The 26,735-nt window shown below is 60.2% G+C and carries 25 protein-coding genes; 9 read left to right on the top strand and 16 right to left on the bottom strand.

From position 1 onward, the window contains the following. Positions 1 to 70 precede the first annotated feature (70 nt). Positions 71 to 1,963, top strand: a complete 1,893-nt coding sequence (locus ACORQT_RS07170) for a colicin-like pore-forming protein (RefSeq protein WP_269474748.1) — start codon at positions 71 to 73, stop codon at positions 1,961 to 1,963. A gap of 4 nt (positions 1,964 to 1,967) precedes the next feature. On the opposite strand, the gene cui is transcribed toward ACORQT_RS07170, so the two are convergent. The 3 genes from cui to ACORQT_RS07155 form a co-directional block, all read right to left on the bottom strand. After that, positions 1,968 to 2,468, bottom strand: a complete 501-nt coding sequence (gene cui, locus ACORQT_RS07165; protein WP_415640873.1) for a colicin immunity protein Cui — start codon at positions 2,466 to 2,468, stop codon at positions 1,968 to 1,970. A gap of 120 nt (positions 2,469 to 2,588) precedes the next feature. Further along, positions 2,589 to 3,002, bottom strand: a complete 414-nt coding sequence (locus tag ACORQT_RS07160) for an Exc2 family lipoprotein (RefSeq protein ID WP_164057923.1) — start codon at positions 3,000 to 3,002, stop codon at positions 2,589 to 2,591. 70 nt (positions 3,003 to 3,072) lie between these two features. Next, entirely contained in the window at positions 3,073 to 3,303 is a 231-nt protein-coding gene (locus ACORQT_RS07155; protein WP_239507495.1) for a hypothetical protein, read from the bottom strand. A 459-nt stretch (positions 3,304 to 3,762) separates the two neighbouring features. On the opposite strand from ACORQT_RS07155, the gene ACORQT_RS07150 reads away from it, so the two are divergent. Together ACORQT_RS07150 and ACORQT_RS07145 are read left to right on the top strand one after the other, a co-directional pair. Beyond that, positions 3,763 to 5,004 (top strand): IS91 family transposase, encoded by a 1,242-nt coding sequence (locus ACORQT_RS07150; RefSeq protein ID WP_444859347.1) that lies wholly within the window; start codon positions 3,763 to 3,765, stop codon positions 5,002 to 5,004. A 485-nt stretch (positions 5,005 to 5,489) separates the two neighbouring features. After that, a complete protein-coding gene (locus ACORQT_RS07145) occupies positions 5,490 to 6,125 on the top strand; it encodes a carbonic anhydrase (RefSeq protein WP_004939270.1) in 636 nt (211 codons plus the stop codon). 62 nt (positions 6,126 to 6,187) lie between these two features. Here ACORQT_RS07145 and ACORQT_RS07140 read toward each other — a convergent pair whose 3' ends face one another. Genes ACORQT_RS07140 through ACORQT_RS07125 form a run of 4 tightly spaced genes read right to left on the bottom strand, consistent with a single transcriptional unit; the run spans position 6,188 to position 11,199 of the window. Next, a complete protein-coding gene (locus ACORQT_RS07140; RefSeq protein WP_042783978.1) occupies positions 6,188 to 8,044 on the bottom strand; it encodes a M3 family metallopeptidase in 1,857 nt (618 codons plus the stop codon). A gap of 46 nt (positions 8,045 to 8,090) precedes the next feature. Further along, complete coding sequence (ybiB, locus tag ACORQT_RS07135; RefSeq protein ID WP_042783976.1) at positions 8,091 to 9,050, bottom strand: DNA-binding protein YbiB; 960 nt, start codon at positions 9,048 to 9,050, stop codon at positions 8,091 to 8,093. A 37-nt stretch (positions 9,051 to 9,087) separates the two neighbouring features. Beyond that, positions 9,088 to 9,717, bottom strand: coding sequence for an FMN-binding negative transcriptional regulator (locus tag ACORQT_RS07130; RefSeq protein WP_164057924.1), 630 nt, complete (start codon positions 9,715 to 9,717; stop codon positions 9,088 to 9,090). 57 nt (positions 9,718 to 9,774) lie between these two features. After that, the gene (locus ACORQT_RS07125) at positions 9,775 to 11,199 is read right to left on the bottom strand and encodes an MFS transporter (protein ID WP_164057925.1); all 1,425 of its coding nucleotides are present in this window, start codon (positions 11,197 to 11,199) and stop codon (positions 9,775 to 9,777) included. Between the two features lie 99 nt (positions 11,200 to 11,298). On the opposite strand from ACORQT_RS07125, the gene ACORQT_RS07120 reads away from it, so the two are divergent. Continuing rightward, entirely contained in the window at positions 11,299 to 12,138 is an 840-nt protein-coding gene (locus ACORQT_RS07120) for a helix-turn-helix transcriptional regulator (protein ID WP_046686666.1), read from the top strand. On the opposite strand, the gene ACORQT_RS07115 is transcribed toward ACORQT_RS07120, so the two are convergent. The 4 genes from ACORQT_RS07115 to prpB all read right to left on the bottom strand — a co-directional run bounded on the left by ACORQT_RS07115 (position 12,135) and on the right by prpB (position 16,433). Beyond that, positions 12,135 to 12,764, bottom strand: coding sequence for a LysE family translocator (locus ACORQT_RS07115; RefSeq protein ID WP_060444218.1), 630 nt, complete (start codon positions 12,762 to 12,764; stop codon positions 12,135 to 12,137). The two genes, ACORQT_RS07120 and ACORQT_RS07115, sit on opposite strands and share 4 nt — an antisense overlap. 79 nt (positions 12,765 to 12,843) lie before the next feature. Continuing rightward, the gene (locus ACORQT_RS07110; RefSeq protein WP_033644225.1) at positions 12,844 to 14,295 is read right to left on the bottom strand and encodes a bifunctional 2-methylcitrate dehydratase/aconitate hydratase; all 1,452 of its coding nucleotides are present in this window, start codon (positions 14,293 to 14,295) and stop codon (positions 12,844 to 12,846) included. Between the two features lie 50 nt (positions 14,296 to 14,345). After that, positions 14,346 to 15,509, bottom strand: coding sequence for a bifunctional 2-methylcitrate synthase/citrate synthase (prpC, locus tag ACORQT_RS07105; protein WP_042783971.1), 1,164 nt, complete (start codon positions 15,507 to 15,509; stop codon positions 14,346 to 14,348). 33 nt (positions 15,510 to 15,542) lie between these two features. After that, complete coding sequence (gene prpB / locus ACORQT_RS07100) at positions 15,543 to 16,433, bottom strand: methylisocitrate lyase (RefSeq protein ID WP_164057926.1); 891 nt, start codon at positions 16,431 to 16,433, stop codon at positions 15,543 to 15,545. Between the two features lie 244 nt (positions 16,434 to 16,677). On the opposite strand from prpB, the gene prpR reads away from it, so the two are divergent. After that, a complete protein-coding gene (gene prpR, locus ACORQT_RS07095) occupies positions 16,678 to 18,279 on the top strand; it encodes a propionate catabolism operon regulatory protein PrpR (RefSeq protein WP_164057927.1) in 1,602 nt (533 codons plus the stop codon). Positions 18,280 to 18,282: 3 nt separating this feature from the next. Here the strand turns inward: prpR and ACORQT_RS07090 are convergent, their stop codons facing one another. After that, on the bottom strand, positions 18,283 to 19,191 hold the full coding sequence (locus tag ACORQT_RS07090) for a DMT family transporter (RefSeq protein ID WP_042783969.1): 909 nt from the start codon (positions 19,189 to 19,191) through the stop codon (positions 18,283 to 18,285). 136 nt (positions 19,192 to 19,327) lie between these two features. Here ACORQT_RS07090 and ACORQT_RS07085 point away from each other — a divergent pair, with 136 nt between their 5' ends. Further along, a complete protein-coding gene (locus tag ACORQT_RS07085; RefSeq protein ID WP_042783967.1) occupies positions 19,328 to 19,762 on the top strand; it encodes an Lrp/AsnC family transcriptional regulator in 435 nt (144 codons plus the stop codon). Here the strand turns inward: ACORQT_RS07085 and dinG are convergent, their stop codons facing one another. From dinG to ACORQT_RS07065, 4 genes are all read right to left on the bottom strand, one after another. After that, on the bottom strand, positions 19,763 to 21,961 hold the full coding sequence (gene dinG, locus ACORQT_RS07080) for an ATP-dependent DNA helicase DinG (RefSeq protein ID WP_042783966.1): 2,199 nt from the start codon (positions 21,959 to 21,961) through the stop codon (positions 19,763 to 19,765). A gap of 66 nt (positions 21,962 to 22,027) precedes the next feature. Beyond that, a complete protein-coding gene (locus ACORQT_RS07075; protein ID WP_042783965.1) occupies positions 22,028 to 22,420 on the bottom strand; it encodes a tautomerase family protein in 393 nt (130 codons plus the stop codon). Beyond that, positions 22,410 to 22,742, bottom strand: coding sequence for a carboxymuconolactone decarboxylase family protein (locus ACORQT_RS07070; protein WP_089194442.1), 333 nt, complete (start codon positions 22,740 to 22,742; stop codon positions 22,410 to 22,412). Before ACORQT_RS07070 ends, ACORQT_RS07075 begins: the two co-directional genes overlap by 11 nt. A 123-nt stretch (positions 22,743 to 22,865) precedes the next feature. Beyond that, positions 22,866 to 23,522: a glutathione S-transferase family protein gene (locus tag ACORQT_RS07065; protein WP_164057929.1), complete on the bottom strand. Its 657-nt coding sequence runs from the start codon at positions 23,520 to 23,522 to the stop codon at positions 22,866 to 22,868. A 240-nt stretch (positions 23,523 to 23,762) separates the two neighbouring features. Here ACORQT_RS07065 and ompC point away from each other — a divergent pair, with 240 nt between their 5' ends. The 3 genes from ompC (at position 23,763) to ACORQT_RS07050 (ending at position 26,734) form a co-directional block, all read left to right on the top strand. Next, a complete protein-coding gene (ompC, locus tag ACORQT_RS07060; RefSeq protein ID WP_033637639.1) occupies positions 23,763 to 24,860 on the top strand; it encodes a porin OmpC in 1,098 nt (365 codons plus the stop codon). 179 nt (positions 24,861 to 25,039) lie between these two features. Further along, complete coding sequence (locus ACORQT_RS07055; protein ID WP_042783961.1) at positions 25,040 to 25,888, top strand: GNAT family N-acetyltransferase; 849 nt, start codon at positions 25,040 to 25,042, stop codon at positions 25,886 to 25,888. 15 nt (positions 25,889 to 25,903) lie between these two features. Next, positions 25,904 to 26,734: a 5'-nucleotidase, lipoprotein e(P4) family gene (locus tag ACORQT_RS07050; RefSeq protein WP_049866662.1), complete on the top strand. Its 831-nt coding sequence runs from the start codon at positions 25,904 to 25,906 to the stop codon at positions 26,732 to 26,734. Position 26,735: the final 1 nt, after the last annotated feature.

Here is a 26,735-nt window from a genome sequence, read left to right as displayed (position 1 = left end):
CGAATTTACACCACGTCCCTGGACTCTACCCCTCTCAAACCTTACCACAGTCACACACCACCTCAGCCCCATGTTGTACTACGCACCACACAAACAAGAATTATTATCATTTATTGACGATGAGCAGCAGGCCAGATACATTACAAATACTGTATATAAATACAGTTTAATTCAAATTATTTTCAAGGAGATAAATATGAGTGGCGGAGATGGAAAAGACAGCCGTGGCCCAACTGGTGGTGTTAAAGGGGGTCCAACCGGGATTGGTGGGGGCGGTAAAGGTACAGGATCTGGCGATGTACCCGCCATTGGTTCAGGAAAGGGGGATTTCAAAGTTGCATTCCAACGGCATGAAGGTGGCTGGGTAGATAGCTACAACGCAGCGGGACAGTTAATAGGCTCCACAAGGGTGGGGTATGGGACTGATGGTAAAGGGAATGACAGAGGCAGTCCTACTGGTGGGAGCGGGTTTAATGGGCTACCTGGCCATCCCAATATTGCGGATGCGGGTCAGCTAAGTGGTGATAATAGTGATAAGCATAATTATCATGTACGTGATGGCGAATCTGTTTATTCAGTGCTCGTTGATAAAGACGGGAATATTAAACATGTCAGTAAAATTAAAAGCCCGCCGAAAAATGAACATGACACGCGTTTGTCAGGTAATGATGATGCCGGTAAGCAGTTTGCGAGAAATCAGGTTCAGGCTTATTTGAATGAGAAAAAGCAAGCGGAAGCCAAAGCGGCGGCCGAGGCTAAAGCAAAAGCTGATGCGGAAGCCGCAGCCAAACGTCGGGCAGAGGAAGAGGCAAAGCGTAAACAAGCTGAATGGGACGAACAACATAAGGAAGAAGCGGCGCAGCGGCAAATTAATGAAGCTCAGCAGCGTATTAATCAGGCACAGCAGGATAAAAATAATGCTGAGCAACGGGCGGGCCAGCATGATGGCACCGCTAATAATATTCAGAATGAACAGAATGCCATTCGTCAGGAGCAGCAACGTTTTAATGACGAATTTACGAAATTGCTTAAAACGGGTGCAATGAGTGACACTTCTAGCGCCCGATACCAGGCAGCCATGCAATTACATCGGCAATCAGAGCAAGAGAAGCAAAAGGCTGATGCCAAACAAGGTGATATTGATCGCGAGCGTAATGCCGCCAACCAAGCGAGAAATGAAGCCAATCAGGCGCAACAACGGGTTGAACAGGCTCAACGAGAAAAATCGGAGGCGGAAGCCCGGCTGAATACCCTGCGAGCAGAGCGACAGGCACAGGAAGCCGCTGAGGCCAAACGCAAGGCGGATGCTGAGGCAAAAGCCGCGGCAGAGGCGAAGGCAAAAGCGGATGCGGAAGCTGCAAGGGGAAGGGATGAAAAGGATGCCCTGATGAAAACGAGTGAGCTCGTTGCGGCTGCTGGAGAAAAAGTGGGTGAGCATCTGGGGGATAAGTACAAAGCGGTTGCAAAGCAAATCGCCGATGACATCAAGAATTTCCAGGGCAAGAAGCTGCGCAGCTTCGATGATGCAATGGCATCGCTCAACAAAATCACCTTGAATCCGGCCATGAAAATCAACAAGGCAGACAAGGAGGCCATTGTTAATGCCTGGAAGCACGTCAATGCAACAGACACGGCAAATAAGTTGGGCAATCTGGCCCGCGCCTTCAAAGTAGCTGATGTGGCGTTGAAAGTAGAAAAAGTGCGTGAAAAGAGTATTGAGGGATATGAAACCGGCAACTGGAAACCACTGATGCTGGAAGTGGAATCCTGGGTGTTGAGTGGTGTGGCTACTGCGGCGGCGTTAGGGTTACTAGGTCTAATTCTCAGCGCGGTTCCTATCACAGGGCTGCCGCTGACAGCCCTAACGATACTTGGAATTATAACTATCAGTTATTTATCTTCACTGATTGATGATAAAATCGCAGAGAAAATAAACAACGAGATTATTCCTCCGGCTCATTAATGGTTTAAAGCGAGGTAGTTCTCTGCCTCGCTTTAAATGCTTTGACAGTACCGATACCGAACCACAAATATAAACAACCGAATACATATATACCAGCATACAAAGTGATATAAAACAAAAACAAGGTTATGTCATTTGTCGACATCGCCTTCAGAGTTCTTACCGAGTTCGTTAGCTCAATATTGGTAAATAAAAATCCATAAATCAAACAGACATAAAAAACCGTAAAAAAAATAAACGTAACTAACAGTTTCGACACTGACTGATTGGATTTCAATTTCAATCTTTTGTAGAAACTAAAAAAGAAAAATAAAGAAAACAACGGAGATGTTTTTAAATAGATATCCATTACCTTGCTAAATAAAGGGTTATTAGATGAAACGATCGCTGGTAAAAACGTGGTGTATTCCGATACTCCCTGGAGAAAATTGGATTTTGGATTAATATAATACAATGCAGCAATTAATAGCAAAGGCACAAGAGCAACCAATAATAAGCATAGCATTTTCTTTGCTATATTGTTGCCTTCCTCAATCTCATGATACATATTAATGTTAACTCTCATATTGATTTATTTTATAAATTTACTTAATTATCCATGTTATGGGAATAAGCAAGACTAGAATCACAACCGCCCCTCATAGCCATCCCAGTAAGTGGCTATACCATTATCAATAAGTATATCACGTTGCTGCTTTGGAATATCTGATGAGTAAACTTGATTAATGAAGGTGGATTTTTGTTCTGATATCGGCATGAAATCTGGATGGCGAAATCCTGCAATTCGTTTTTCTGCCTGTTCGCGCGAAACTCCGCAGGCTTTGTCTGACTTTCCGGCTTGATAAAATTGTTCAAAGAACGCGACAAGACGCTGGTTATTGTCTGAAACCGCCGAACGGGTATTAGGGTCAAAATGTGCTTGTGCTAGCTGATAAGAGGCATGCCGGGCATGTGTTTTAACGCTGCCCTGTGGACCGGCGCACGCACAAAGCACGAAAGTCCCGATGATAAAACTGACTCGTAGGCTGAAATTAAACATGAAACATCGTCCTTGCTGTTTTGTTATCGGTGAGAGTAAATCGCTTATCTCCCGGTTCTGTTTAGCCCCTTTATTTTAGAAGGGCTGACAACACTGAACTGAACACCGCTCCGGTAGTAAAGGCGTGTTCTGTCGCTATTTCTTCATTTTTTATATCCGCAAATCTTTTAAGCGCCATGATCGCATCAGGGGCGTCTATTTCTTCAGGTTGTTGTTTATACCCTGGCCCAACCAGCAAAGAAGCGCTTTCAGCGTCTGACTTATTAACTGCTGTCAGGTGACGGCCTGTAAATATGCGCACAAATATTTATACCATGGCTTAACCAGACAGGCGAGAGTCGGTCTTTCTAATGCCGCAAAGCGGCATGGAGGCGCCAGCGGGAACTCCATATGGCACTTTTAGCAAATGGCGCCGGTAACGCGGCGGAGCCGCCCAGGCCTGATAGGTATTGCCTATCTCCCCCCCTCACCCTGCAAGACTAGTTCCGCTAAATGCGACGTATATCTTCGTGTGCGCCGTCGGAGTGGTCACGAGAACGTAGCGCCCCTGCGGGGCGAGCACGGCAGCTCTGCTGCCTCAACCGTCTTGAAGATCCAGTCTCACCTCAACGCCGGCGCCGTCTGAACGCACCAAGACCCTCGCGGTGGGACATGCCCCACCGCGCGTTGACACCCGCATAAAATGAGCACGCCTGTGGCGTGAGCCGGCTGGCGCCGACGCCCTTTTCCTGCCCGCAGCCCCCCCTGTAGACTCTGCACCATGTATATTCCGCGACCCGCAAAACTGCTGTTCCAGCATGACGACGGCTGGAGCCGCTATCTCGACAAACACGGCGATTCCCTCAGCGACTGGACCAAACTCGCCGTCGAACGCATGCTCGCCTGCGGCACCTGTGCCATGGGTGTTCGCCGCTACTGCTGTGCCTCACCGGATTGCACCCATGCTCGTTTCTTCTGCCAGTCTTGCAAGTCCAAAGCCTGCAGCAGCTGTGGCCTCAAGGCCACCGAGCAGTGGATCGTCGGACAACAGCACATCCTGCCCGACTGCGACTGGCAACACATCACGTTTACCATGCCCCACCTGTTGTGGCCGTTCTTCAACAACAACTGGCCCCTGCTCAATGACCTGTTTCGCTGCGCCACCCGCGCCATGCTCCGCTGGGCGCGTCAACAGGGGATCAAAGTCGGCATCTTTTGCGCGCTGCACACCTACGGACGCCAGCTCAATCAGCATCCTCACATCCACGTGTCTGTCACCCGAGGCGCCCTCGACATAAAACACAGCACCTGGCAGCAGCCGTTCTTCAAAAAGAAAGAGGTAGAGCAAATCTGGCGCAACGCCGTGGTTTACCTGCTGCGCGACAACTACGCGCAAATCAACCCCGGTGGCCTGCCGGGTCTCGGCCATATCCGTAATGAAGACCGGTGGCACCGCTACCTGCATGCCCAGTATCGCCGTTCCTGGAAAGTGCACTTTGCCAAAAAGACCCGCGGTGCCTGGCGCAGCGTGAAATACCTGGGCCGGTACCTGAAGCGCCCGCCGGTGGCCGCTTCTCAGCTGAGCCACTATCGCGGCGGTGCCGTGGTGCATCAGTATTACGATCACCGTACACAGCAGCACAAACACCAGAAAATCAGCCAGGAAGAGATGCTGCAGCGCTACGTCAGCCATATCCCGGCCCGACATTTTAAGATGGTGCGCTATTACGGTTTTCTGGCCAACCGCAAGCGGGGCTCGCTGCTGCCGAAGATCTACAACGCGCTGGCGATGACGGTACGGGAAAAACCAAAACGGCCCGGGTTTGCGGTGTTGATGAAAGGCTTCCTGGGCACCGATCCGTACCAGTGTATCCTGTGCAAAGGTCGGTTGCGTTTTGCCGGCGCTGTGGCAGGTGAGCACGCCACCAAACTGCTCTCTGACAGGCTGCAGCGGATGGCGAAAAACGATGGCTTCAGACCCCGCCTCTGGATCAGAGCGCCTAAAAAATGGGTTTCAGATTAAAAGCGCAGCTAAACTGGCCTTTTTACTCATTATCTTGTAACGGTACTGACCTCATGCAGCTCTTCCTCGCCACTGTTCATGGTTAGGAGATTCAAAAAAGGTCGATTGAATCTCCTAACCACCAAGTGAAAGAATACCCTAGCATAAATAGCCACCTTGTGCGGGAATGGCCTGATAGTTTGGGATAATTCTCCCGGAAATATTGATGGTCTCCCCTCGTTATTACGACACCAATTTTGATTTACGATGGACTCAATTAAATATATTTATTCTTTGAATGGGTAAGACAGCGAGTTTTTTGCCGTCCGCTTCGTCAGCCCCCACGCGTAAACGAGCCGGAAAATTCTGTCGCCAACAGGCAGAAACCCTGTATTCAATGGGGTTTGCGGGGGGTTTGCACACACATTTTTTTACCTGCCCATAGCTGGACTAACGGGAGAGGATGATTATCATGTTACGCAGACTACAGATGCAGAGAGCGTTGTATGCAACATATCATTGAAGGTTTCCTCAGTTTCCAGAAAGAGATTTTCCCGCAGCGCAAGGAACTGTTCCGCAGCCTTGCCTCCAGCCAAAATCCCAAAGCGCTGTTTATCTCATGCTCTGACAGCCGTTTAGTGCCCGAGCTGGTCACACAGCAAGAACCTGGGCAGCTTTTCGTTATCCGTAACGCCGGCAACATCGTCCCTTCCTTCGGCCCGGAGCCGGGCGGCGTCTCTGCCACCATCGAGTATGCAGTGGTGGCGTTGGGGGTTACCGATATCGTGATTTGTGGCCACTCGAACTGCGGCGCCATGAAAGCGATAGCCTCCTGCCAGTGCCTCGATCCCATGCCTGCCGTGGCCCACTGGCTGCACTATGCCGATGCGGCAAAAGCGGTGGTCGAGAAGAAAACGTGGAATAGCGAAACAGACAAAGTTAACGCTATGGTCGAAGAGAACGTTATTGCTCAGCTAAATAATATTAAAACCCACCCTTCTGTGGCGGTGGGTCTGCGCAACAGCGGGCTGCGCCTGCACGGCTGGGTGTACGACATCGAAAGCGGCGAAATTCGCACGCTGGATAGAAACACCAAGAGCTTCGTGTCTTTGGCCGATAATCCCGACGTCTATTTCGAATAAAATAGCGTCCGGTTTAGCCATTAAATAAAATCCACGCCGCGGCGTGGATTTTATTATCCGCCTTAAGCCAAGCGCGCCTCTATCGCCGCAGCGAAGTCGCGGCACATCCGTTCGTCACCCTCAGCGTTGTCCGCCAATACCGTCTCGCCATCCACCACCCGGATGTGCGCCTGCAAATCGAAATCTGCCGGCGGCTGCGGGCGCTTGGCCGCGGCGGCCATCGTCTGCTGCGCCTCGTGCCACGCCTGCGCCACCGTCTGGTTGCAGGCCTGCGCCAGATAGTCCGGATTAAACCCTTCGCCGGTCAGGCTGCGCAGCGTGTCGTCATGGCTGACGCTGTTGCCCGGCAACCAGTAGTGTTGCGCCAGATCCGGGCCGATGGCCGGGTTGTCCGTCAGGTAACCGTCGCGTTGCAGGAAGAAGTGACGGGTTTGCTCCACCGCCATCATCGCCAGCAGATAGCCCTGATAGGAACAGGCGGACTCCAGCGACAGCAGGTGCGGGATCGCCAACGTCGGGCGCGGGCTGCCGCTGATGCCGAGGATCTTTTGCTCGACCTCGCGCGCCAGCGCGGTGATGGCTTCCGGCGTGCGCTGCTCGTCATCCCACTGATACAACGCCCACTCGAAGTACGGCACCAGCAGGATATGGCGTTCGTTGAACGCGCGCATCGGCTGGCGCGCCGCGATGCCGGCCTCAATCAGCGCATCGGGCACCGCTTCGCCGGCGGCGTTTTTCGCATAGCGCTTCAACCAGTCGGCATCGTCCAGCAGGCTGTCGCAGAACATCGACTGGGTTTCGGCATAGGCCATCGAGGTCGGCGGGAACTCCTGCGAGAAGCACGGCGCATTCTGGCGGATGTTGGCGAAGTGCGCCGCGTGGCCGCCCTCGTGGAACAGGGTGTTGAGCCCGTAAGCGCCGCTGCCCACCTGCCCCGGCTGCGCCAGGCTGGTGAAGTTGATGCGCGCCGGCACCCATTCCTCCTGGCGCACAAACGGCGGCACCGGGCCGTGCATGAAGCCGTTCTCAAACTTGCCTTTGCGCACCAGCAGATCGAGATTCATCTCGGCGCCGCCAAAACCGATGTGCAGGCGTTTGAAGCTGTCGACCCAGCGTTCCAGCGAACGAGAAAACGGGAAGTAAGGATCCAGTTGACGGGTAACGTCGCCGGCGCTGGCGAAGCGTACGTTCCACGGCTCCAGCGCCTGGTCGCCCTTGTCGGCCGCCAGCTGCCGCAGGCTACGCGCGTTGGCCTCGCGGGTTTCCCGCTCGAAGCGATCCAGAATGGCGAACAGCTGCTCAGGCGTCATGCGCTCGGTTTTGTTCACCTTGTAATCGAAGTAGTTGCGATAGCCCATCTGGCGCGCAAAGCGGTTGCGCAGGCCGATCAGCTCCGGCAGGCCGTTATGCAGCAGCCATTGCTCCAGATCGCGCAGCGCCTGCTGCGAGCTGCGGCGAGAGTCTTCGTTCGGGTTGGTCGCCTGGTTGGTCAACAGCTCGCCGAGCGAGGCCGCCACCCGCCGCCCGTCGGCGTTCAGATGCGTGACCTGATAGCCCTTGCGACGCGAGTAGAGATCGGACTCGGCGTGGATGATTTGATCCAACAGCGCCTGCGCCTGCGAGTCTTCAATGGCGTTGCAGTCGAAGAAACGCAGCCAACCCTGCAGGCCATGGATCAGCGCATCGCGCTGCGCCTCCTGCGGCAATGCTTCGAGCCCGGCAAGCAGACTGCGGATCTCGGCCAGCCGGCGCGGTTCGGCGACGAAGCGCTTATAGGCGCTTTCCGCGGCGGAAAAGCGCGCCGAGACGTCTTCATCGCCGGTGCCCATGTAGTTTTGCCAGAACAGCTCTTCTTTGGCGCGGTGAACGTCGAGGTAATCCTGGTTCAATTGATTGAAGTAATCGAGAGCCTGTTGCATAACCGTCCTTCTCAGCCGATGAGGAAATATCCCAGTATAGTCGCGCTTAGACCTGACGCAGGCGCTGCAGCCCCTGCTCCAGCGTCTCGCTCTCGCCGGCGGCCACCAGGCAACAGGCGACCTGCCGCTGGATGGCCTGCGGGATCGCCACCTCGCCAGCCAGACAGCGTTCAGTCCAGCGCGCGGTGGTTTCCGCGTCTTTCGCCGCCGGCAATGCCGGCGTTTCGTCCGGCAAGGTGCGCTCCAGCAGCACCTGCTGTTCGCCGCCAACGATGTGGTGAATCTGCGGACAGCGCAGCGGGTTGGCGTAGGCCTCGCCTTCCGTGCCGTGCATCAGCAACCCGCGGGCGCCAATCTGGCGGAAAAACGACGCCACCCGGCCAACATACTCCGGATGCGAGACGCTGGCGAGGCGCAACGCATCCTGTTCGCCAAACGGCGTCGCCAGCTTGGCCAGCGTATGGGCGCTGTTGCGCACCCCCATGCGCCAACGCAATCCGAGCTGCCGCGCCAACGGCGCCGACAGCGTGGAAACCGGCATGAATACCGCCTCGCCGTTATCGAGACGCCGCTGGGCATGAGCGGCCTGTTCCGACCACGGCAGCCCCAGAGCGCGGAAAATCTCGGCGCTGGTCACGCGGGTGCTGTCGTCCAGGACGCCGTGCACCACCACCGGCAGGCCCACTCTCGCCAGTAGCAGCGCCAGCAGCGGCGTCAGGTTGGCCTGCTTGCGCGCGCCGTTGTAGCTCGGCAGCACTACCGGCAGCGGGCGCCCTTGCGGCGCCTGCAGCGACAATACCTGCTGCTGCATCGCCTGGTAGAACCCCAGCATCTCCTCTTCGGCTTCGCCCTTGATGCGCAGCGCGATCAGAATGCCGCCCAGCTCAAGTTCGGGGACCTCCCCGGCCAGCATCGCCTGATACAGTTGAAAAGCGGTCTGTTGATCCAGGTCGCGCGCATGATTTTTGCCGCGGCCTATTTCTTTGATAATTTTGGTGTAATCCATCCGAAGGTTCCCCTGGCTGCCCTTCAGTTAGCATACCCTATCCGCGCCGCCGCTCAACCTCCTGCGCCAGCCGCCGCTGCGCGTCATCGCCCTCGCGCAGCCCGGCGATGACCCCGCCGGCATCGTCGGCGCTGCGGTTTTGGCTCATCTTCCATTTGCCTTCGCGCCGGGTGACGGCGATCTCGATGCCGACGATACCTTTAAGCTGTGCGGCGATGTAGTTGGCCGGCGCATCATCGAGCCGCCAGGGTTCCGGGCGTCGCCCTTCCTGCTGCGCGGTAAGAGCGATCAGTTGGCGGCGCAGCCAGGCCGGATCGTCCGTCACCGTCGGCACGCCATACAGCTGCACCACGCTGTAATTCCAGGTCGGCACCACCTTGCCGGTCTGGCGTTTGCTCGGGTACCAGCCTGGCGACACATAACCTTCCAGGCCTTGAAAGATCACCAGGCACTCCGCGGCGTGCCGCAACCGCCGCCAGTGCTCGTTGGCGCGCGACAGGTGCGCCCGCAGCCGCAGCTGCCCCTGCTCGACATCAGCCACAAACGGCAGCGGGTCGGCCGTCAATTCGTGCTCGCCGTGGCTGACCAACAGCCCCAGCGGGTGGGCGCGGATCAACGCCAGTTGGGCATCCAGATCGTCTTCGCGAAATGCGGCGGGTTGAAACATCAGTGGGGCTCCTTATCGCTCTCTCATGATGACAACAGTAAAGCACCCGCCGGCGGCCTACTTAAGATCCGCTTTCTGAGTATTTCGAGTGATCCGCTTTAACAACAACAGGGCCACGCCCATCGCCAACAGATTAAATACCATGGCGCCGGCAAAGGCCTGGGCATAGCGCTCCGCCGCGCCGCCGCTCGCCAACAGCGGCACAAAACCGACGCCGCTGACCACGATGCCCAACGCGCCTCCCACCTGCTGCACGGTGGCGACCAAACCCGCCGCCATCCCCGCCTGCCGCTCCTGCGCCAAACCCAGCACCAGATTCAACAGCGGCGTCATGCTCAGCGCCTGACCGAATCCCAGAATCACCAACCCCGGCAGCAGCCGCAGCGGATGCGCCAGCGCCTCACCCCACAGCGCCTGCGCCATCAATAGCACCAACCCGGCGGCGTAAATCGCCACGCCCACGCTCAGCACGCCGTTGCCCCACCGCTGCGCCAACCGGGGCGCCAGCATCGAGGCCAACATAAAGGCCGCGCTGGCCGGGGCGAACAGACTGCCCGCCTGAAAAGGCGTCAGCCCCGCCCCCGCCTGCAGCAGCAGTGCGAAACACAAGAAAAACGAGGAGGCGGTGGCATAAATCGCCAGCACCACCGCCATACCCGGCGCGAAACCCGCCTGGCGGAACAGCGCCGGATCGAGCACCGCATCGTCACCGCGCTGCGCCAGACGCCGCTCCCAACGCAGGAAGCCCCACAGCGTCAGCATCGCTAACGCCAACATCGGCGCTATCCACCACGGCCAGCCGCGCGCCGGCCCTTCCAGCAGCGGCAGCAGCAACAGCGACAGGCCGGTCGCCGCCAGCCACAGGCCAACGCCGTCCAGCCGCTGCGCCTGCGCCACCCGCGATTCGGGAATGCGCCGCACCGCCCACAGCGCCAGTGCGCCGATCGGCAAATTGATCAAAAAGATCATGCGCCAGCCGCTGCCGAACAGGTTGGCCTCGATGATAAATCCGCCGAGGATCTGGCCGAAAATCGCCGCCAATCCCAACGTCATGCCCAGCCAGGCGAAGGCGCGCCGCCGCTGTTGCGGCGCGTACAGCACCCGCATCAAGGCGTAAATTTGCGGGAACAACAGCGCCGCCGTCGCCCCCTGCAGAATACGCGCGGCGATCAGCAGGATGAGCGATCCCGCCAGCCCGCACAGCAGGGAGCTCAACGTGAATCCCAGCATGCCGAGGCTGAACAAGCGCCGACGCCCGAAGCGATCGCCCAGGCGCCCACCGGCGATCAACAGCACCCCAAACGCCAGCTCGTAACCAGCGACGATCAAACCGACCCCGGCGAAATCGGCGGCGAACTGCCGCTGGATCACCGGCGCCGCCACATTGACCACGAACAGATCGAACACCGTGACGAAACCGCCCAACAGCAGCACCGACAGACCGGGCAACCCTCGCCGCTCACCAGATAATGAATGTTCCATACCACCTCCAGAGATTATGATGGCCGCAGTATGGAACAAGGTTTAAACTGTTACTATATAGCCATTTATACTATTACTGACAGCAACAGGACGGCCGACATGCCCCCACGCACCCTCGAACGCACCCGCCACGAACTGGGGGATTTTCTGCGGCAAAAGCGAGAACAACTGTCGCCAGAGGCGGTCGGCTTGCCGAGCGGCAGCCGCCGCCGCACGCCGGGATTGCGGCGCGAGGAGGTGGCGGCGCTGGCCGGCGTCGGCCTCACCTGGTACACCTGGCTGGAGCAAGGCAGGGAAATCAATGCGTCGGTGACGTTTTTGGAAAATCTGGCGCGGGTGCTGCAGCTCGACGCCGCCGGCCGCTACCACCTGTTCTTATTGGCGCATCAACGCCCGCCGGTGCCGGTTGGGCATCAGTGGTGCCAGGTTTCGCCGTTGGTGCGGCGTCTGCTGGACGATTTAGCGCTGCGGCCGGCCTACGTCATGAACCTGAGTTGGGACATCATCGCCTGGAATCCGGCGGCGCAGCGGCTGTTCGCCATCGGCGAGCGCCCGGCGCAAGAGCGCAACATGTTGTGGATGCTGTTTGCCGATCCGCAGCTTAATGAGCGCCTGCTGGAGTGGCAGGCGCAGGCGCCGCAAATCCTGGCCAGCTTCCGTCGCGACTACGCCCGCGCGCCGGAGGATGAGGTGATGCGCCAACGGGTGCAGGCGCTGGAGCGGGTGTCGCCGCCGTTCCGCCGGCTCTGGCGGCAGCATGACATTCACGGACGCTGTCAGGGGCGACGCAGCTTCGTCGTCCCGGAGATCGGCCCGGTCACCTTTGACCACGCCTCTTTCATCGTCGACGAAGAGAACCATCTGCGGCTGGTGATGTACAGCGCGCTGCCGGACGAACCGGCCAGCGCGGCGTTTGAAGCGCTGCTGCGCGAGGATTAACGACGGCTGTCGAAAATGAGTTTGCAGGCCAGCCCGGCGAACACGCCGCTCAGCAGGTAGTTCGGCCAGCGGGCGCTGAAACGGCGGCCGACGAAACGGCTTTTCATGCCGCTGACCGCCAGGATCACCCCGCCGTTAATCAGCAAGCCGACCAGATTCAGCACCGTCGCCAGCGCCAGCATCTGTACCACCACCGAGCCGGCGCGCGGATCGATAAACTGCGGGAACAGCGCCAGCACGAACAGCGCCATCTTCGGGTTGAGGATGTTGGTCAGCAGCCCCTGTCGGAAAATGCGCGCCGTCGGCACCGCCTGCAACCCGGCGGAAGCCTGCAGACTGCTGCCGGATCGCAGCGTTTTCCAGGCCAGATAAAGCAGATAAGCCGCGCCCAACATTCTCACCGCGTCGTAAGCCAGCGGCACCGCGACGAACAGTTGCGACAACCCCAGCGCCGCCGCCAGCGCGTGGCAGTAAGTGCCGAGTTGAATGCCCGCCAGCGAAGCGAAACCGGCCCGCCGCCCCTGGCTGACGCTGCGCGAAGCGATCAGCAGCATATCCGGGCCGGGGGTCAGCGCCAGCGCCACGCAGGCACCGGAAAACAACAACAGCGTTGCGGCATCAATCATGAATCACCTGATAAGAAGACGGACGGGGATGGAGCGTCCATCATAGCGACGCCGACCTGGCTTGTCAGCGCCGCTCGCGTCAGATCACCCACAAATCGAGATACTCGTTGACCGGCATCTGCGCCAGCCGCTGCCGGTCCAGCGACACCTCAAGAATGCGCTGCTGCTGCAGGGCCGGGAACTGGCGCGCCAGGTTGGTTTTGAACTTCTCGATCAGCAGCGGGATGCCCTCTTCGCGCCGCCGCGCATGGCCGATAGGATACTCCACGGCCACCTCATCCAGACGGCTGCCGTCGGCGAACTCCACCGTCAGCGCATTGGCGATCGAGCGTTTTTCCGGATCGTGATAATCGCGCGTGAAGGCGGGATCTTCATGGCAATGTATCTTGCTACGCAATGCGTCGATGCGCGGATCTTCGGCCACCCGGTCCTCGTAATCCGCCGCCGTCAGCCGGCCGAACAGCAGCGGGATCGCCACCATATACTGAATGCAGTGATCGCGATCCGCCGGGTTATCCAGCGGCCCCTGCTTGTCGATAATGCGCAGGCAGGCCTCGTGAGTGCGGATGCTCACTGCGGCGATGTCGGCGGCGGTTTTGCCGGCGGCCTGCATCTGACGATGCAGCGTCATGGCCGCCTCCACGGCGGTCTGGGCATGGAACTCCGCCGGGAACGAAATTTTAAACAGCACGTTCTCCATCACATACGCGCCGTACGGCCGCTGGAAGCGGAAAGGTTTGCCGTTGAACGAGACGTCGTAGAATCCCCAGGTCGGTGCCGTGAGCGCCGAGGGATAGCCCATCTCACCGGTGGCGGCCATCAGCGCCAGCCGCACCGCGCGGGCGGTCGCATCCCCCGCCGCCCAGGATTTGCGGGTGCCGGCGTTCGGCGCGTGGCGGTAGGTGCGCAGCGACTGCCCGTCCACCCACGCCAGCGACACCGCGTTCAGGATCGCCTCGCGGCTCAGGCCGAGCAGCTGCGCCACCACCGCGGTGGACGCCACCTTCACCAGCAGCACGTGATCCAACCCTACCCGATTGAAGGCGTTTTCCAGCGCCAGGCAGCCCTGGATCTCATGCGCCTTGATCATGGCGATCAGCACCTGCCGCATGGTCAGCGGCGCTTTGCCCGCCGCCACCGCCTGGCGAGAGAGCCAATCGGCCACCGCCAGGATCCCGCCCAGGTTGTCCGACGGGTGGCCCCACTCCGCCGCCAGCCAGGTGTCGTTAAAGTCGAGCCAGCGGATCATGGCGCCGATATTGAACGCCGCCTGCACCGGATCCAGCTGGAAACGGGTGCCGGGCACCCGGCTGCCGTTCAGCACCTCGGCGCCCGGCACCACCGGTCCCATCAGTTTCTTGCAGGCCGGGTAGCTCAGCGCCTCCAGCCCGCAGCCGAGGGTATCGAGCAGGCAATAATGGGCGGTGCGGTACGCCGCCGGGGTATCGACGGCCTCTTTCATCACATAATCGACGATATCGACCATTTCGCGATCGAACGGCGGACGGCGGGTATTGGCAGACTCAAGCATCATGATTCCCAAAGGCTCCAGAGTGAAAACGACACGATAACGATCGGCGCTCAGCGCTGATCCAACGGTACGAAGGCTCGCGCTTCCGGCCCGGTATAGTTGGCGGACGGGCGAATGATTTTGTTGTCCTGCCGTTGCTCGATGATGTGCGCCGACCAGCCGCTGACGCGCGCCATGACGAACAGCGGCGTGAACATTTCGGTGGGCACCCCCAGCTGGTGGTAAGACACCGCCGAGAACCAGTCGAGGTTGGGGAACATGTTTTTGGTGTCGCGCATCACGCTTTCCAGCCGGTCGGCGATGTCATACAGCTTCATCGCGCCCGCTTCCTGCGACAGGCGCAGCGCGATCTCTTTGATCACCTGATGGCGCGGATCGGAGACGGTATACACCGGGTGCCCGAAGCCGATCACCACCTCTTTGTTGTCGATGCGGCGGCGAATGTCGGCTTCCGCTTCGTCCAGCGTTTCATAGCGTTGCTGGATCTCCAGCGACACCTCGTTGGCGCCGCCGTGCTTCGGCCCGCGCAGCGCGCCAATGGCGCCGACGATCGCCGAATAGACATCGGATCCGGTGCCGGCGATCACCCGGCCGGCGAAGGTCGAGGCGTTGAACTCATGCTCGGCGTACAGGATCAATGACGCGTGCATCGCCTGCTCCCAGCTGGCGGAAGGCGCTGCGCCGTGCAGCAGGTGCAGGAAGTGGCCGCCGATGGAATCGTCGTCGGTCTCCGGCTGAATGCGCTCGCCGTTGTGGCTGTAGTGATACCAGTAGAGCAGCATCGATCCCAACGACGCCAGCAGCCGGTCGGCGATGTCGCGCGCGCCGGCCGCGCCGTGCTGCTCTTTTTCCGGCAGCGTGCAGCCGAGGGCCGAAACGCCGGTGCGCATCACGTCCATCGGGTGAGATGCCGCCGGCAGCGCCTCCAGCACCGTGCGCACGCTGGCGGGCAGGCCGCGCAGCGCTTTGAGCCGCTGCTTGTAGGCATGAAGTTCGTCTCGGTTGGGCAACTTGCCGTGGATCAGCAGATGGGCGACCTCTTCAAACTCGCAGTGGCGCGCGAGGTCGAGAATGTCGTAACCGCGGTAGTGCAGATCGTTGCCGCTGCGCCCTACGGAACACAGCGCGGTATTCCCGGCGGGCACGCCGGATAACGCCACGGATTTTTTCGGCTTAATGCCAGTCGGGCTTTGCGGGGGGATCGCTTGGCTCATACTGTCCTCATTTGGCTTCTGCGTGAATGGCGCTTATTCGTCGCGTTGGCGAGCGAACAGAGCGTCGAGTTTCTCTTCGAACAAATAGTAGTTGATGCTTTCATACAGCTCGTTGCGGGTCTGCATGGTGTCGATGACGTTTTTCTGCGTGCCCTCCTCGCGCAGGGCGCGGTACACCCGCTCCGCCGCCCGATTCATCGCTCGGAAGGCCGACAGCGGATACAGCGCCATATCCACCTGGGCGCTGCGCAGCTCCTCGGTAGTGAACAGCGGCGTCGCGCCGAATTCGGTGATGTTGGCGAGGATCGGCACCTGCGTCGCTTCGGCGAAGCGGCGGTACATGCCCAGCTCGGTAATCGCTTCCGGGAACAGCATGTCGGCCCCGGCCGCCACGTAAGCCTGAGCGCGCTCGATGGCCGCCTCCAGCCCCTCCACCGCCAGCGCATCGGTGCGCGCCATGATCACGAAGTCCGGATCGCTGCGCGCATCTACCGCCGCCTTGATGCGATCCACCATCTCTTCGGTGGAGACGATGGCCTTATTGGGCCGATGGCCGCAGCGCTTGGCGCCGACCTGATCTTCGATATGCAGCGCCGCCGCCCCGGCCTTGCTCACCGAGCGCACCGTGCGGGCGACGTTGAACGCCGATGCGCCGAAACCGCTGTCGACATCCACCAGCAGCGGCAGCGGGCAGACATCGGTGATGCGGCGAACATCGGTCAACACATCGTCCAGCGTCGAAATACCCAGGTCCGGCAGCCCCAGCGAACCGGCCGCCACGCCGCCGCCGGAAAGATAGATGGCCTGGAACCCCGCCCGCTGGGCCAGCAGGGCATGGTTGGCGTTGATCGCGCCGGCGATTTGCAGGGGTTTTTCTTTACTCAGGGCCTGACGAAAGGCGAGCCCGGGTGAGCGCAGCGTCATGACGTTCTCTCCGATTAGCTAGATAGAACAGACAGAGCAAGAGGCGGGCCAGGTTGCACTTTGGCGAGGAAAAAATTAAAAGCGATAAAAATAAGTGAGTTATAAAATTCGCATCGCCATTGGGCAGACCAAGCGATAAAAAACGTTTCAGTTAACGTTTCAATCGCGGTTTCAATCGGCATATTTGAAACATGACTGAAACAAGGCTACACCTAATGCAGCCACTTTCATTCGGTAACCCACCATGAGCGATCACATCACGCCGTCCCGCACGCCGGACAAACCGGTGATCTGGACCGTCTCCATCACCCGCCTGTTCGATCTGTTCCGGGATATCAGTCTCGAGTTCGACCATCTGGCGACCATCACCCCGATCCGTCTCGGCTTCGAGGAGGCGGTGCAGCATATCCGCTCTCGCCTGGCTAGCGAGCCTTGCGACGCCATCATCGCCGCCGGCTCCAACGGCGCTTACCTGAAAAGCCGCCTGTCGGTGCCGGTCATTTTGGTCAAGCCCGGCGGCTTCGACCTGCTGCAGGCGCTGAGCCAGGCGCGCAGAACCGCCGATCGGATCGGTGTCATTACCTATAAAACGCCCCTGCCCGCGCTGATGGAGTTCCAGCAAACCTTCGATCTGCCGCTGGAGCAGCGCAGTTACGTCACCGAAGAGGACGCGCGCGGCCAGATCGCCGAGCTGAAAGCCGCCGGTATTCAGGCCGTGGTCGGCGCAGGCCTCATCAGCGATCTGGCGGAAGAAGCCGGGCTCACCGCCATTTTTCTCTATTCCGCCGCCACCCTGCGCGCCGCCTTCAGCGATGCGCTGGACGTAACGCGCCTGATGCTGGGCGGCGCCAAGCGCGGCGGCGATTACGCCGCACGCGATACCCTGCAGCCGCGCTATGGGCTGAGCGATTTACAGGGCGATTCCCCGCAGATGGAACAGACCCGGCGCACCATCATGCTGTACGCCCGCTCGCCGGCGGCGGTGTTGATCGAAGGCGAAACCGGCACCGGCAAAGAGCTGGCGGCGCAGGCGATCCACCGCGAATACTTTTCCCGGCGCGGCGCGCCGTCCAGGGGCGCGACGCCGCCGTTCGTCGCCATCAACTGCGGCGCCATCGCCGAATCGCTGCTGGAGGCGGAGCTGTTCGGCTATGAAGAAGGCGCCTTCACCGGTTCACGGCGCGGCGGCCGACGCGGGCTGCTGGAAACCGCCAACGGCGGCACCCTGTTTCTGGATGAGATCGGCGAAATGCCGCTGCACCTGCAAACCCGGCTGCTGCGGGCGCTGGAAGAAAAAACCATCACCCGGGTCGGTGGGCAACAGCCGGTAAAGGTCGACTTTCGCGTCATCAGCGCCACCCACACCCGCCTGGAGCAGGCGATTCAACAGGGCGATTTTCGCGCCGATCTGTTTTACCGCCTGAGCGCCCTGCGGCTGCAGCTGCCGCCATTGCGGGCGCGCGGCGACGATATCGCGATGCTGGCGGAACACTTTCTGAAACAGTCGCTGGCGGCGCTCGACGTGCCGCTGACGGAGCCGCTGCGCGCCGCCCTGGCCGGGTGTTACGCCGCGCTGGGTCATTACGCCTGGCCCGGCAACCTGCGCGAGCTGCGCAACATGATGGAGCGGGTGGCGCTGATGCTGAGCACCGGCGTCGCGCCGAGCGGCGAGACCCTGCAGTGGCTGCTGCCGGAGCTGGCGGTGGCGCCGCCGCCCGAGACGCCGGCGGCGCCCATCTCCGCCCACGAAGCCCTGGCGCGGTGCGGAGGCGACCACGCCGCCGCCGCCCGGTTGCTCGGGATCAGCCGCACCACTTTATGGCGCCGGCTGAAAAAACCGAACTGAGCATCAGCCGGCGCGCCGGCCGTCCGAGGCCGGCAGCAGTCGCGCTCGCCGATCGCCCAGCAGGTTCATACCCGCCGCCGCCAGCAGGATGATCGCCGTCCCCAGCAGTTGCCATGCCGACAGCCGGTGGCCAAACGCCAGGCGATCCACCAGCATGGCGGCGATCGGGTAGATGAACGACAGCGAGCCGATCAGGTGGGTCGGCAGCTTCTGCAACGCGCCGTACATCAGCACGTACATTAGGCCGGTATGCAACACGCCGAGCGTCGCCAGCATCCCCCACTGGCCAACGCTGGCCGACGCATGAAAATCCACCAGCGGCAGCAGCATCACCGCCCCTACCGTCACCTGAATCAGCGCAATAAGATGCGGCGGCGTGCCCTTCAGCCGCTTGGCCGCCAGCGCCATCAGGGCGTAGAAAAACGCCGCGCCGAGCGCCAGCGCGATGCCCGCCAGATAATGGCTCTGCTCCCCCGCCTGCCGTGGCTGCGCCAGCACCACCAGCATCATGCCGCCGAACGCCAAGCTCAGCCACAGCAGCTTGCGGGCGGTCAGCCGTTCCCCCAGAAACAGCGCCCCCAGCCCCACCAGCATAAACGGCTGGGTGTTGTACACCGCGGTGGCGATGGAAATAGAGGCATAGGAATAGGCGGCGAACAGCAGCAGCCAGTTGATCACCAGCGCGACGCCGCCGGCGATCGCCAGCAGCAGCGTGGCGCGCGTCAGCGCATCGCGGCGCAGCTGGCCCAGCGCGCCGCACACCGCCAGCAGCACCAGCGCCCCCACCGCGCAGCGCCAAAACACCACGTTGATAACCGGCTGGCCGGACATCAGCACAAACCAGCCGATGGAGCCGGAAATCAGCATCGCCGCCGCCATCTCCAGCGAGCCGCGTTTTATCTCTGCATTCATTCTGCGTTCCTCAAAGCTTGCCCAGAGACATAGCTTGCGGCTTCGCAGGGCGGCTTTCCATAGCATAAAAAAGGCAGATGTGCTTAACTGCCTTTTTCTCGCAGCTACAATCAAGGAAACACCTAACGGAGGCGTTATGGATGATATCGATCGCCAAATCCTGACCATTCTGGCGGAAGATGCGCGCGCATCGTTGAAGACGCTGAGCGCGCAGGTGGGCCTGTCGTCGCCGAGCACGTCGGAAAGATTGCGGCGGCTGGAGGAAAGCGGCGTGATCCAGGGCTATACCCTGAACGTCAATCTGCAGGCGGTGGGTTACGCCTTTCAGTCGCTGGTGCGCATCAAGCCGCTGCCGGGCATGCTGAAGAAGGTCGAACAGCTGATTCAGGCGATCCCGGAAGTGGTCGAATGCGATAAGGTGACCGGCGAAGACTGCTTTATCGTGCGGCTGGTGGCGCACTCGATGGAACAGCTCGACCACACCCTCGATCGGCTGGCCGAGCACGCGCAGAGCAACACCTCGATCGTGAAAACCACGCCGGTCAAGCGCCGCCTGCCGCCGCTGCTCTGATCAACGCCGCCGTTTGCGGGCGAACGGGTTGCCGCGCTTCTTCTCTTTTTTAGCCGCGTCGGCGGCGGATTTCAGCGCCGCCAGATGCGCCTTGTCGGCCTCCGGCACCGCGCGCTGCTCAATCGGGAACACCGGCAACGACGCCAACAGCCGCGAACCGTAGTTTTTGGTCAACAGCCGGCGATCGTAGATCACGATCTCGCCGTAACATTGGTTGCTGCGGATCAGGCGGCCGACCTGCTGGATCAGGTTGAACGAGGCGCTCGGCAGGCTCTGCACTTCGAACGGATAACGCTTCAGCGATTTCAGCCACTCGCCTTCGGTGATGATCACCGGGCTGTCGATCGGCGGGAACGCGATTTTGTGAATATGCACCTGGGTCAGCAGTTCGCCTTTCAGATCCAGCCCTTCGGCGAACGATTGCAGCCCCACCAGCACGCTGGCGACGCCCTTCTCCACCCGCTTGCGGTGCTCTTCCACCAGCCGGTAGCGCGGCTGGTCGCCCTGCACCAGCAGCATCAGCCGCAGATCGGTCACGTAGCTGAGGAAAGTCTGCATCGCCCGGTGGCTGCTGAACAGGATCAGCATGCCTTTGTGCTTGCCGCTCGCCTGCTCGGCGCGGAAAAACCGCGCCATTTCCTCAAGGTGCTCCGCCTCATTGGCGAGCGCCGGTTCGTAGCGCATCTGCGGAATGACAATCTTGCCCTGTTCGACGTGATTGAACGGCGATGAGAGCGTTTCGAAGCGATCGCCGGCCTTCTCGCTCAGCCCGCTCATCTCTTGCAAACGCGCGAAGCTGTTCAGTGAACGCAGCGTGGCCGAGGTGACCACCACGTGCGGCACCTTGCGCCACAGCAGCTTTTCCAGCTGATCGCTGACGCGAATGCCGACGCAGTGCAAATACAGATGGGTGACGTTATCGCGCAGTTCGCGCGTGACCCATTTGGAGATCGGCGCGTTGGACGACTTGTCGAGCGCCGCCAGCCGCCACAGCTTGCTCATCGCCTCCAGATAGCCCAGCGTGCGGCTCATCTGAATGATCGAGCGGTGCAGACGCATGATGTCGTGCTTGCCGGTCTGTTCGGTAAGATCGTTAAGCACGAACTCCGCCAGCCCGCGCAGCGCATCGGTCAGTTTGAACAGCCGCGCGCAGCTCTCCACCATCTCCGCGGGCAGCTCGCCCATTTCAAAACGGTGCTCGGCCACCACGCTGTCGCCGGGCAGATAGGCGCTGACCTGATGCTCGAAGATCTGCACCAGCTCGCGCAGCTCCTCGCAATGGTTTTTCAGCCGTTCGCTGTTGGCCAGCCCCGGCGGATTCTTCGGCCGGTACTGCGTCATGCACTGTTCGACCTGGCGCACGATCATGTCCAGCTGCAGGTTGGTCGACAGCGCGGTGATTTCCCCGTCGATCTCCAGCGCGTCGCGCGCCACCTCCGGCAAATGGTGGCCTTCGTCCAGCACCAGCAGCAGCTCTTTCGGGTTCGGCAGCACCGATTCCGTCTCCAGCGCCGCCATCACCAGCGCGTGGTTGGCCACCACCACGTCGGCGCTCTCGATCTCTTTGCGGGCGATATAGAACGGGCATTCGCGAATGTAGTGACAGTTGCGCCCCAGGCAGTTGGCCTTGTCGGTGCTCAGCTTGGCCCACAGCGGATCGTCGATGCTCTGCTGATAGTGATCGCGCAGCCCGTCCCACTCAAAGCGGGCCAGCGCCTTGGTCAGCTTCTGACACAGCGCCTGCTCTTCACCGCTGGACGGCGCCAGCTCGTCGTCGAGAAACAGCGTCAGATCGCCCTGTTGGCTAACGTCGGTGCTCATCGCCGCCAGATTGCGCGGGCAGACGTAACGCCCGCGGCCAAAGGCGCCGGTAAATTTCAGATCGGGAATAATCTTCTTCAGCAGCGGCAAATCCTTGCTGTAGATCTGATCCTGCAGCGCCACGTTGGCGGTGCTGACCACCAGCGGTTTGCTCTCCGCCCGCCCGACGGCGATGCCCGGTATCAGGTAAGACAGCGTTTTGCCGACGCCGGTCGGCGCCTCAATCGCCAGATGGCGCGGGTAGTCGCCGGCCAGCGTCTTCGCCACCTCGGCGATCATCTGACGCTGGGGCGCGCGGGAAATGAATTCCGGTATTTGCTGCTGCAGGGCTTTGTACCACTGGCCAATCTGATCTTTAACTGCGGAGGAGAGCGCCATTCAACTCTTATCTAAACGAAATGATGGCGCTATTGTCCCACAGACCGCCGGCGGCGTCAGCCCGAGTTACGCCTGCGGATCGATCATCGAGGCGCGACCGCCGCCGAACGACCACTCGTCCAACTGGGTGGTGGCGATCACCACCATCACATCCTCGGGGTTCAGCCGCAGGTTCTCCGCCAGCAGCGTCGCCAACCGCCGGTAAAAACGCCGCTTGGTGTCGCTGTCGCGCGGCCGCCCGGCGGTGATGTAAAACAGCACGAAATCCGCGCTGCGCGGCCCGCCGAGATAATCGCGATCGTAGATAAGCTCACCGGGGCGGTATTGATCGATCGCCTGAAATTTGTCCGCCGGCGGCACCTCGAAGGCCTCCACCAGCGCCTGATGCAGGCTGTCGGACAAGGTTTGCAGGTAGTCGGCGGATTTGCCCTGATGCAGGGCGATGCGGCTAAACGGCATGGGGCGCCTCCGGTTCCAGCTCGCGCAAGCGCGCCACGGCCGACGCCGCCGCGGGCCAGCCGGCGTAAAACGCCAGGTGGGTGATGAGCTCCGCCAATTGCGGGCGATCGACGCCGTTGCGCTGCGCCAGCTGCAGATGAAACGGCAGTTGCTCCAGGCGGTTAAGCGCCACCAGCGCGGCGACGGTGATCAAGCTGCGCTCGCGCGGGCTCAGCTCTGGCCGCTGCCAGACATCGTCAAACAAGACGCTGTCGCTGAGCTGCGCCAGCTTGGGGGCGATATCGCCGAACGCCTGTTGTCCGGCCCGGGATTCTGATTGCATCACACTCTCCTGTCAGTTGCGGATAGCCTTACGCTACCCGCCGACGAGGCGAGTGAAAATCGGGATTTTCGGCAGTCTCGGTTCAGAAAAACGGGAGGGTTCCCCGCCGACGGCGGGGAGATATTACGATTCCAGCGGCGCAACGTCGTCAAAATGGGCGCTCAGCAGCGCATTCAGCTCCGGCCGCTGCTCCACCCGTTCGGCGATGGCGTAAAGCCGCGGGCAGTGTTGCCGGAACCACGCGCGCCCCGGCCGCCAGTTGCACATCACCGCCACGTACAGATCCAGCGCGCTGAAGCTCTTGCCGAGAAACCACGGGCCGGCGGCACCGGCGGCGGCGTTCAACTGCCGCAATAAACGCTCGCGATAGCTCATCACTGCGTTTTTCAGCTGTTCCGCCCCTTCCGTTTTCGGCTGCCAGCGCTGCGGATGGTCGGCGTAGGTGAAAGTGGGATAAATCTCTGCGTTGATGAACAACAGCCAGCGCAAAAAGCGCGGCAACAGCGGCGAGCCGCCGGACGGCGCCAATTCGGCGTGCGGCGCGCGATCGTGCAGCAGCAGGATAATCGCCGCGCTCTCCGTCATCACTTCGTCATCAGGCAGCACCAGAGTGGGGACCTGACCGAGCGGGTTCAACGCCAACAGGCGATCCCGCTCCGGGCCCTCCTGGGTGTAATCCACTTCCTCGTAGCCCCAGGGGAACGCGGTCAGCACCAACGCGGTGGCCACGATGGTCGAGCCACACCCCTGCGTACCGAACAATGTATAAGTATCGTGCATGATTCCTCCGGAAACCGATCAGGCTATCGGTAACTGTAGACCAGCCGCAGACCGTCGGTTGCAGAAAAAATTCACCCTTTGCGCGACTTTTTTAATCGTTCGACATGAAAATGAATTTTTTGTCATAAATAGATCACATTACTACGGTAAAAATTCTCCGCCGCCAACAACCGGACGGCACAGTAAAGCAGCAATGCAACTGATGATAGCGTCTTTTAATCGAATAAAGCAGGGTAACCCATGAAACGTAATCTTCTGGCCGTTATTATTCCGGCACTTTTACTTGCGCAAGCGGCACAGGCAGCAGAAATCTACAATAAAGACGGCAACAAGCTCGATTTTTACGGTCGTGTGAAAGCCCTGCATTATTTCTCCGATGATGCCGGCAACGATGGCGATAAAACCTACGTCCGTATCGGCTTTAAAGGCGCGACTCAGATTAACGATATGCTGACCGGTTACGGCCAGTGGGAATATCAGATCGCCGCTAACCATTCTGAATCCGACGGCACCAAAGACACTAAAACGCGTCTGGGCTTCGCCGGTCTGAAATATAAAGACCTCGGTTCTTTCGACTACGGTCGCAACTACGGCATTATTTACGACGTCGGCGCCTGGACGGATATGCTGCCTGAATTCGGCGACGACGCATACGTCAAAACCGACAACTTCATGAACGGCCGCACCAACGGCGTCGCCACCTACCGCAATAACAACTTCTTCGGTCTGGTCGACGGCCTGAAATTCGCCGTCCAGTATCAGGGCAAGAACGAAAACGACGGCCGCTCCGCCAGCAAGGCGAACGGCGACGGCTGGGGCCTTTCCTCCAGCTATGAAATCATCGACGGCCTGAGCGTGGGCGCCGCCTATGCCTCTTCCAACCGCACCGCCAGTCAGAAAGCGGGCACCTTCGGTAAAGGCGACAAGGCCGATATCTGGGCCGCCGGTCTGAAGTATGACAATAACGATGTCTACCTGGCCGCGACCTACTCGGAAAGCCGCAACATCGCGCCAATTTCCGGTACCGCCACCATCAATAACCGCTCCACTTCCGTCAGCGGCTTCGCCAATAAAGCCGAAGGCCTGGAACTGGTTGCGCAATATCAATTCGACTTCGGTCTGCGTCCATCGCTGGGCTACGTTCAGCAGAAGGGTAAAGATATTGAAGGCATCGGCGATACCGACCTGGTGAAATATATCGACGTCGGCGCGTACTACTATTTCAACAAGAACATGTCGACCTATGTGGATTATAAAATCAACCAGCTCGACAGCAATAATAAGCTGGGTCTGAAAGACGACAACGTGATTGCCGTCGCCCTGACCTATCAGTTCTGATGTGATGAATGAATAACCACCACTGCAAACTTTAGCGTCACTTGATACCCAGAGTTTTATTTCGCCGGGCGGCTGCGTCCGGCTTTTTTGTTTTTATTTTCCCCGCCGGCGAATGCCCCCGCTTGCCTTGCCAAACAAACGGGTCTACATGTATAGCTTTCCCCCGAGCGGAATCAGCCATGCATAACGACGGTCGGTTTAACTATCACAACGCCGTGCGCTACAGCAGCGACGAACTGGCGAACATCCTCAACCACTGTTTTGAAAACTACATCGTGCGTTTCGTCCTCGACGGGCCGACCTTCGCCGCCCGCTTCGGCGCCGAAGATCTCAGCCTGAACGACAGCCTGATCGTCACCCATCGCAATGAACCGGTGGCGGTGGCGCTGATCGCCCGCCGCGGCCGGCACAGCCGGATCGCGGCCTTTTCCGTACGCCCCGAGATGCGCGGGCAGGGGCTGGGTAAGGCGCTGATGCAGCGGGTAGTAGCGGATGCCCGTCAGCGCGGCGACCATCGGCTGTCGCTGGAAGTGATCGAAGGCAACGAAGCCGCGCTGGCGCTGTACCACCGCGCCGGGCTGCGCATCGTGCGCACCCTGACCGGCCATCAGGCGCCGGCGGCCGTGCCGCCAGGCAAGGCGGTGCTGCAGGCGGTCGATCCGCTGACCGTCAGCCATCGCCTGACGGCGGAAGGCGCCACCGACCTGCCCTGGCTGATCGCCCCCGAGTCGTTGTTCAAACTGCCGGGCAAACCGCGCGCTTATACCCTCGAACGCCAAGCCTACGCCGTGGTGATGCCCGGTACCGAGCACTGCTGGCTGCGCCTGATCTACGTTCCGCCGCAGCATCGCGGCCAGGGGCATGCCCGCGCCTTGCTGGCCGCTCTGCAAGCGCAGTTCGCCCCTTTGCCGCTGACCGCCAACGTTTTTGTGCCCGAGGTGGCCGCCCCCTTCTTTACGCATCTTGGCTGGCGGCAGGATCCCCTGCGTCAGTTCGAGATGGATATGCTGCTGGACAGTCCACAATAAAAAAGAGAGATAACAATGGCAGGAAAACAGGTACGCACACTCACCCTCGGCGCGGCGATGGGCGTCGCGCTGCTGGCCTTGACCGGTTGCGCACAGCCGCCGCACGCCGACGCGCAGGCCCAGCAGCGGTTGGCGGATCAATCGGTGCTGGCGGTCAACTGGTTCCAACAGTCCGGCGAATACCAGGCGCTGGCGCATCAGGCGTTCAACAGCGCGCAGCGCGCCTTCGATCAGGCCAGGGCCGCGCCAGGCCGTAAAAAGGCGGTGGTGGTCGATCTGGATGAAACCATGCTGGATAACAGCGCCTACTCCGGCTGGCAGGCGCAGCAGGGCCGACCGTACGACGGCGCGACTTGGGCCAAATGGACGCAGGCCGAACAGGCCGCCGCGGTGCCGGGCGCAGTGGCGTTCGCCCGCTATGTTAACGCCCATCAGGGGACCATGTTCTACGTGTCGAACCGTAAACAGAGCGACTACGCCGCCACGGTGGCCAACATGCAGAAGCTCGGTTTCACCGGCCTGTCGGCAAAAACCGTGCTGCTCAGCACCGACACCGCCAATAAACAGGCGCGCTTCGACGCCATTAAACAAGCCGGCTATGACATCGTGGTGTACGCGGGCGACAACCTGAACGACTTCGGCGCCGCGACTTACCACCAGGACAATGCGCAGCGCCGGGCGTTCGTCAGCAAGAACCAGGCCAAGTTCGGCACCGAATTCATCGTGCTGCCCAACCCGATGTACGGCGACTGGGAAAGCGGCCTGGCTCGCGACTACAACAAGCTGACGCCGCAGCAAAAGCTGCAGGTGCGCCAGCAGGCGATCAAAGCCTGGCGCGGGCGCTAAC

This window comes from Serratia sp. (in: enterobacteria) (assembly GCF_052400455.1).
In the GTDB taxonomy this organism is placed as follows: Bacteria; Pseudomonadota; Gammaproteobacteria; order Enterobacterales; family Enterobacteriaceae; genus Serratia; species Serratia ureilytica.
The sequence above is the reverse complement of the archived record's forward strand: the minus strand, read 5'-3'. Positions and strand labels throughout refer to the sequence as shown.

What these genes read in the sequence shown, in the direction of transcription:
- ACORQT_RS07170 (WP_269474748.1), top strand. Translation starts at nt 71, where the DNA reads ATGTTGTACTACGCACCACACAAACAAGAATTATTATCATTTATTGAC.
- cui (WP_415640873.1), bottom strand. Translation starts at nt 2,468, where the DNA reads ATGCTATGCTTATTATTGGTTGCTCTTGTGCCTTTGCTATTAATTGCT.
- ACORQT_RS07160 (WP_164057923.1), bottom strand. Translation starts at nt 3,002, where the DNA reads ATGTTTAATTTCAGCCTACGAGTCAGTTTTATCATCGGGACTTTCGTG.
- ACORQT_RS07150 (WP_444859347.1), top strand. Translation starts at nt 3,763, where the DNA reads ATGTATATTCCGCGACCCGCAAAACTGCTGTTCCAGCATGACGACGGC.
- ACORQT_RS07145 (WP_004939270.1), top strand. Translation starts at nt 5,490, where the DNA reads ATGCAACATATCATTGAAGGTTTCCTCAGTTTCCAGAAAGAGATTTTC.
- ACORQT_RS07140 (WP_042783978.1), bottom strand. Translation starts at nt 8,044, where the DNA reads ATGCAACAGGCTCTCGATTACTTCAATCAATTGAACCAGGATTACCTC.
- ybiB (WP_042783976.1), bottom strand. Translation starts at nt 9,050, where the DNA reads ATGGATTACACCAAAATTATCAAAGAAATAGGCCGCGGCAAAAATCAT.
- ACORQT_RS07130 (WP_164057924.1), bottom strand. Translation starts at nt 9,717, where the DNA reads ATGTTTCAACCCGCCGCATTTCGCGAAGACGATCTGGATGCCCAACTG.
- ACORQT_RS07125 (WP_164057925.1), bottom strand. Translation starts at nt 11,199, where the DNA reads ATGGAACATTCATTATCTGGTGAGCGGCGAGGGTTGCCCGGTCTGTCG.
- ACORQT_RS07120 (WP_046686666.1), top strand. Translation starts at nt 11,299, where the DNA reads ATGCCCCCACGCACCCTCGAACGCACCCGCCACGAACTGGGGGATTTT.
- ACORQT_RS07115 (WP_060444218.1), bottom strand. Translation starts at nt 12,764, where the DNA reads ATGATTGATGCCGCAACGCTGTTGTTGTTTTCCGGTGCCTGCGTGGCG.
- ACORQT_RS07110 (WP_033644225.1), bottom strand. Translation starts at nt 14,295, where the DNA reads ATGCTTGAGTCTGCCAATACCCGCCGTCCGCCGTTCGATCGCGAAATG.
- prpC (WP_042783971.1), bottom strand. Translation starts at nt 15,509, where the DNA reads ATGAGCCAAGCGATCCCCCCGCAAAGCCCGACTGGCATTAAGCCGAAA.
- prpB (WP_164057926.1), bottom strand. Translation starts at nt 16,433, where the DNA reads ATGACGCTGCGCTCACCCGGGCTCGCCTTTCGTCAGGCCCTGAGTAAA.
- prpR (WP_164057927.1), top strand. Translation starts at nt 16,678, where the DNA reads ATGAGCGATCACATCACGCCGTCCCGCACGCCGGACAAACCGGTGATC.
- ACORQT_RS07090 (WP_042783969.1), bottom strand. Translation starts at nt 19,191, where the DNA reads ATGAATGCAGAGATAAAACGCGGCTCGCTGGAGATGGCGGCGGCGATG.
- ACORQT_RS07085 (WP_042783967.1), top strand. Translation starts at nt 19,328, where the DNA reads ATGGATGATATCGATCGCCAAATCCTGACCATTCTGGCGGAAGATGCG.
- dinG (WP_042783966.1), bottom strand. Translation starts at nt 21,961, where the DNA reads ATGGCGCTCTCCTCCGCAGTTAAAGATCAGATTGGCCAGTGGTACAAA.
- ACORQT_RS07075 (WP_042783965.1), bottom strand. Translation starts at nt 22,420, where the DNA reads ATGCCGTTTAGCCGCATCGCCCTGCATCAGGGCAAATCCGCCGACTAC.
- ACORQT_RS07070 (WP_089194442.1), bottom strand. Translation starts at nt 22,742, where the DNA reads ATGCAATCAGAATCCCGGGCCGGACAACAGGCGTTCGGCGATATCGCC.
- ACORQT_RS07065 (WP_164057929.1), bottom strand. Translation starts at nt 23,522, where the DNA reads ATGCACGATACTTATACATTGTTCGGTACGCAGGGGTGTGGCTCGACC.
- ompC (WP_033637639.1), top strand. Translation starts at nt 23,763, where the DNA reads ATGAAACGTAATCTTCTGGCCGTTATTATTCCGGCACTTTTACTTGCG.
- ACORQT_RS07055 (WP_042783961.1), top strand. Translation starts at nt 25,040, where the DNA reads ATGCATAACGACGGTCGGTTTAACTATCACAACGCCGTGCGCTACAGC.
- ACORQT_RS07050 (WP_049866662.1), top strand. Translation starts at nt 25,904, where the DNA reads ATGGCAGGAAAACAGGTACGCACACTCACCCTCGGCGCGGCGATGGGC.